This window comes from Pseudonocardia sp. KRD291, assembly GCF_019263595.1.
Lineage (GTDB): Bacteria > Actinomycetota > Actinomycetes > Mycobacteriales > Pseudonocardiaceae > Pseudonocardia.
Map to the genome: position 1 here is coordinate 1 of NZ_JADQDD010000407.1, position 4,291 is coordinate 4,291.

The 4,291-nt window shown below is 74.3% G+C and carries 3 protein-coding genes; 1 reads left to right on the forward strand and 2 read right to left on the reverse strand.

Annotation, left to right across the window (positions count from 1 at the left end):
• Nucleotides 1–1,345 (reverse strand): bifunctional ADP-dependent NAD(P)H-hydrate dehydratase/NAD(P)H-hydrate epimerase (locus tag I4I78_RS30800; RefSeq protein WP_218615028.1); only part of this gene is annotated, 1,345 nt, incomplete at its 3' end.
• A gap of 105 nt (nt 1,346–1,450) precedes the next feature.
• The gene (glmS, locus tag I4I78_RS30805) at nt 1,451–3,331 is read right to left on the reverse strand and encodes a glutamine--fructose-6-phosphate transaminase (isomerizing) (protein WP_218615029.1); all 1,881 of its coding nucleotides are present in this window, start codon (nt 3,329–3,331) and stop codon (nt 1,451–1,453) included.
• Nucleotides 3,332–3,426: 95 nt separating this feature from the next.
• Between glmS and I4I78_RS30810 the strand changes: the two genes are divergently transcribed.
• Entirely contained in the window at nt 3,427–4,290 is an 864-nt protein-coding gene (locus I4I78_RS30810; protein WP_308252458.1) for a dienelactone hydrolase family protein, read from the forward strand.
• The last annotated feature ends 1 nt before the right edge of the window (nt 4,291 follow it).

The window sequence follows — 4,291 nt, forward strand, 5'->3', positions numbered from 1 at the left end:
CGCAGCCGGCCGCCCACCACGGTGCCAGCCCGGCCGCGAGCAGCGCGCCGATCATTCCGGTGAGCACGTCGCCGGAGCCTGCGGTCGCGGCCCAGGCGTCGGCGGCCGGGTCGATCAGGGTGCGCCCGTCCGGGTCCGCGACGACCGTCGCGTTGCCCTTGAGCAGGACCGTCACGCCCAGGTCGGCGGCGGCCCGGCGGGCGGCGCCGACCCGGTCGGTGCCGACGTCGCCCGCGATCCGGGCGAACTCGCCGGCGTGCGGGGTGAGCACGATCGGACGTCCGTGTATCCGGTCGCGCAGGTGCCGGTGCTGCGCGAGCAGCGTGATGGCGTCGGCGTCCACGCAGAGCGGGACGTCGCGGTCGAGCACCGCCTCGAGCAGCTCCCGGCCCGCGTCACCGGTGCCGATGCCGGGCCCGATCGCCCACGCCTGGGTGCGCCCGGCGTCGGAGATCCCGTCGGTGGCGACGATCTCCGGCCAGTGCCGTCGGACCTCGTCGGCGGCCGAGCCGGCGAACCGGACCATTCCGGAGGTGGACAGCGCCGCCGCCCCCGCGGCCAGCACGGCCGCGCCGGGGAACGTCGCCGAGCCGGCGGCGATCCCGACCACGCCCTGGGTGTACTTGTCGTCGGCCGGGCCGGGGACCGGCCAGCGGGCGCCGACGTCGGCGTCGGAGAGCAGGTGGGCGTGCGGCTCCGGCGCGTGCTCGGCGAGGAAGGGGCCGAGCCCGAAGTCGACCAGCCGGACCGGTCCGCACGACGGCGCGGCGAGCGCGTGCACCGGCTTGCGGCAGCCGAAGGTCACGGTCATCGCGGCCCGGACGTGGGCGCCGTCGGTGCGCCCGGTGTCGGCGTCGACCCCCGAGGGCAGGTCGCAGGCGACGATCGGCACCCCGGCGTCGTCCGCGGCGCTCACCAGCGCGGGTGCCGGTTCGCGCAGCCCGGGACGTCCGGAGATGCCGACGATCCCGTCGATCACCACGTCGGCGCCGCGCACCGCCGCGCGGGCCGGTTCGAGACCGTCCGGGTCCACCGGCAGCACCCGCCCGCGCGCCGAGCGCAGCGCGGCCAGCCCGGCCGGGTGTGCCCGGTCCGGGCTCAGCAGCAGCGCCGTGACGTGTGCGCCCCGGCGGCGCAGCCCGACACCGGCCCAGAGGGCGTCGCCGCCGTTGTCACCGGCCCCGACGAGCAGGACCACGCGCCGGCCGTAGGTGGACCCGAGGAACCCGCGCACCTCCGCGGCCAGCCCGGCCGCGGCCCGGCGCATCAGCACCCCGTCGCCGACGCCCCCGAGCATGGCGCCCTCGGCCGCCCGGACCTGATCCGCGCTGTAGACCCCGTGCATCGACCGCACCCTAGCCGCCCACCTCGCGTTGTGGAGCCTTGACGCTCCCCGGACGGGCCCGAGAGCGCGACAGGGCTCCACAACGCGAAGGGTGGAGGGGTGGGGTTACTCGACGGTGACGGACTTGGCGAGGTTGCGGGGCTTGTCCACGTCGTAGCCGCGGGCGCGGGCGATCTCGGCCGCGATCACCTGCAACGGCACCGTGGCGACCAGCGGCTGCAGCAGCGTCGAGATCGGCGGGAGCTCGAACAGGTGGTCGGCGAACGGCTTGACGGTCTCGTCGCCGGCCTCGGCGAGCACCACGGTGCGGGCGCCGCGGGCCTTGATCTCCTGGATGTTGGACAGCAGCTTGGAGTGCAGCACCGCGCGGCCCTTCGGCGAGGGCATCACGACGATCACCGGCAGGCCCGGCTCGATCAGCGCGATCGGGCCGTGCTTGAGCTCGCCCGCGGCGAACGCCTCGGCGTGCATGTAGGCGAGCTCCTTGAGCTTGAGCGCGCCCTCCAGGGCCACCGGGTAGCCGACGTGGCGGCCCAGGAACAGCACCGCCTTGGAGTCGGCCAGCAGCTGGCCCAGCGCGCGGGCCTCGCCGAGTGACTCCAGCACCGTCTCCACGGCCTTCGGGGCGGCCTCGAGCTCGTGGAACTCGCGCACGACCTCGTCCGGGTACTTGGTGCCGCGGGCCTGGGCCAGGGCCAGGCCGACCAGGTAGTTCGCCGCGACCTGCGCGGTGAACGTCTTGGTCGCCGCGACCCCGATCTCCGGGCCGGCGTGGGTGTAGATCACCGCGTCGGACTCGCGCGGGATCTGCGCCCCGTTGGTGTTGCAGATGGCCAGCACGCGGGCCTTCTGGTCCTTGGCGTGGCGCAGCGCCTCGAGGGTGTCGGCGGTCTCGCCGGACTGGGAGATCGCCACCACCAGCGTGGAGCGGTCCAGCACCGGGTCGCGGTAGCGGAACTCGCTGGCCACCTCGATCTCCACCGGGAGCCGGGTCCAGTGCTCGATGGCGTACTTGGCCAGCAGCCCGGAGTGGTAGGCGGTGCCGCACGCGACGACGAAGACCTTGTCCACGTCGCGCAGGTCCTGGTCGGTCAGGCGCTGCTCGTCGAGCACGATCCGGCCGTCCACGAGGTGCCCGCGCAGCGTGTCCGCGATCGCGGTCGGCTGCTCCTCGATCTCCTTGAGCATGAAGTAGTCGTGGCCGCCCTTCTCGGCGGCGGCCAGGTCCCAGGTGACCTCGAACGGGCTCACCGCGACCGGCTCGCCCCGGAAGTCGGTGACGTCGTAGCCGTCCCGGGTGATCGTGACGACCTGGTCCTGCCCGAGCTCGACGGCGTTGCGGGTGAACTCGATGAACGCCGCGACGTCCGAGGCCAGGAACGTCTCGCCCTCGCCCAGGCCGAGGACCAGCGGCGACGAGCGGCGCGCGGCGACGATCGTGTCCGGCTCGTCGGCGTGCGTGACGACGAGGGTGAACGCGCCCTCCAGGCGCAGCGCAACGGAGCGGACGCTGGCCGGCAGGTCGCCCTTGGTGGACGGGTCGGCGGCGCGCCCGGCGTAGGCCAGGGCCACCAGGTGCGCGGCGATCTCGGTGTCGGTGTCGGACTCGGCCCAGATGTCCAGGGCCTCCAGCTCGGCGCGCAGCGGCAGGTAGTTCTCGATGATGCCGTTGTGCACGACGGCCGTCTTCCCGGCGTCCGCGGGTCCGCTGCGGTGCGGGTGCGCGTTGCGGTCGGTCGGCGGCCCGTGCGTGGCCCAGCGGGTGTGCCCGATCCCGGCGGTACCGGTGAAGGTGTCCCGCCCGATCTCGTCCAGGCGCTGCTCCAGGTTCACCAGCGCGCCCGCCTTGCGCTCCACGGCCAGCCCGCCCGAGTGCGGCAGGGCGACCCCGGCGGAGTCGTACCCGCGGTACTCCAGCCGGCGCAGGCCCGCCAGGACCACGTCGAGTGCGGGGCGATGACCGACGTAACCGACGATGCCACACATGACGCTCAGGGTAAGGGCGGCATGATCGGCGGATTTCACCGCTGTAGGCGAGCCGCGGGCGGCGGGGTGTGATCGACCCCGGTACGGTGCCCGACGTGAGCCGTACCAGCACGTTCACCCGACCGCCGTCGATGAAGGGCGCCAAGGACGCGCTCGGGGTGCTGTCGCGGCCGGGTCCGCACGAGGTGCGGATCGGCGACCTCGGGCTCGTCGGGCTGCCGGGGACGATCTACACGCCGGTCGAGGGCCTCGGCCTGCCCGCCGTCGTGCTCGGCCACGACTGGCTCCAGCCCACCTCGCGCTACGTCGAGCTGCTGCGCCACCTCGCCACCTGGGGTTTCGTCGCGGCCGCACCGAACACCCAGCGCGGCCCGCTGCCGAGCACGACCCGGTTCTCGACGGATCTGCTGACCACCCTCGACGTCGTCTGCGGCGTCCGTCTGGGCGACGGCCGGATCAGTGTCGACGCCCGGCACACCGCCCTGATGGGCCACGGGATCGGCGCCGGGGCGGCCATGCTCGCCGCCGCCCGCCGGGAGCGCCTGGGCGCGGTGGTGACTCTCGCGCCGTCGAAGATCGCGCCGTCGAACATCGACGCAGCGAAGGTGATCACCGCCCCGACGCTGCACCTGGCTGCGGAGACCGACTCCTGGGCCCCCGCGGCCGGACACGCCGAACCGATCGCCGCCGCCGGTCTCGAGGCCGGCCGGCCGGTGCAGCTGCGCACCCTGGACGACGCCGGTCACCTCGGCTTCTGCGCCGGACGGCACTGGAGCAGCATCCTGTTCCAGAACAAGGCCCAGCCCAAGACCCGCAAGATCACCCGGGCGTTGGTGACGGCGTTCCTGATGCAGCACCTCCTCGACGAGAGCCGCGCCTCGGTGCTGACCCAGGGCGACGTCCCCGGGGCCCCTCTGGTCGACCCGACGCCGGACGGGGACGAGAACTCCGAGGGCTGAC

Coding starts and splice junctions, on each gene's coding strand:
- glmS (WP_218615029.1), bottom strand. CDS start 3,331: ATGTGTGGCATCGTCGGTTACGTCGGTCATCGCCCCGCACTCGACGTG.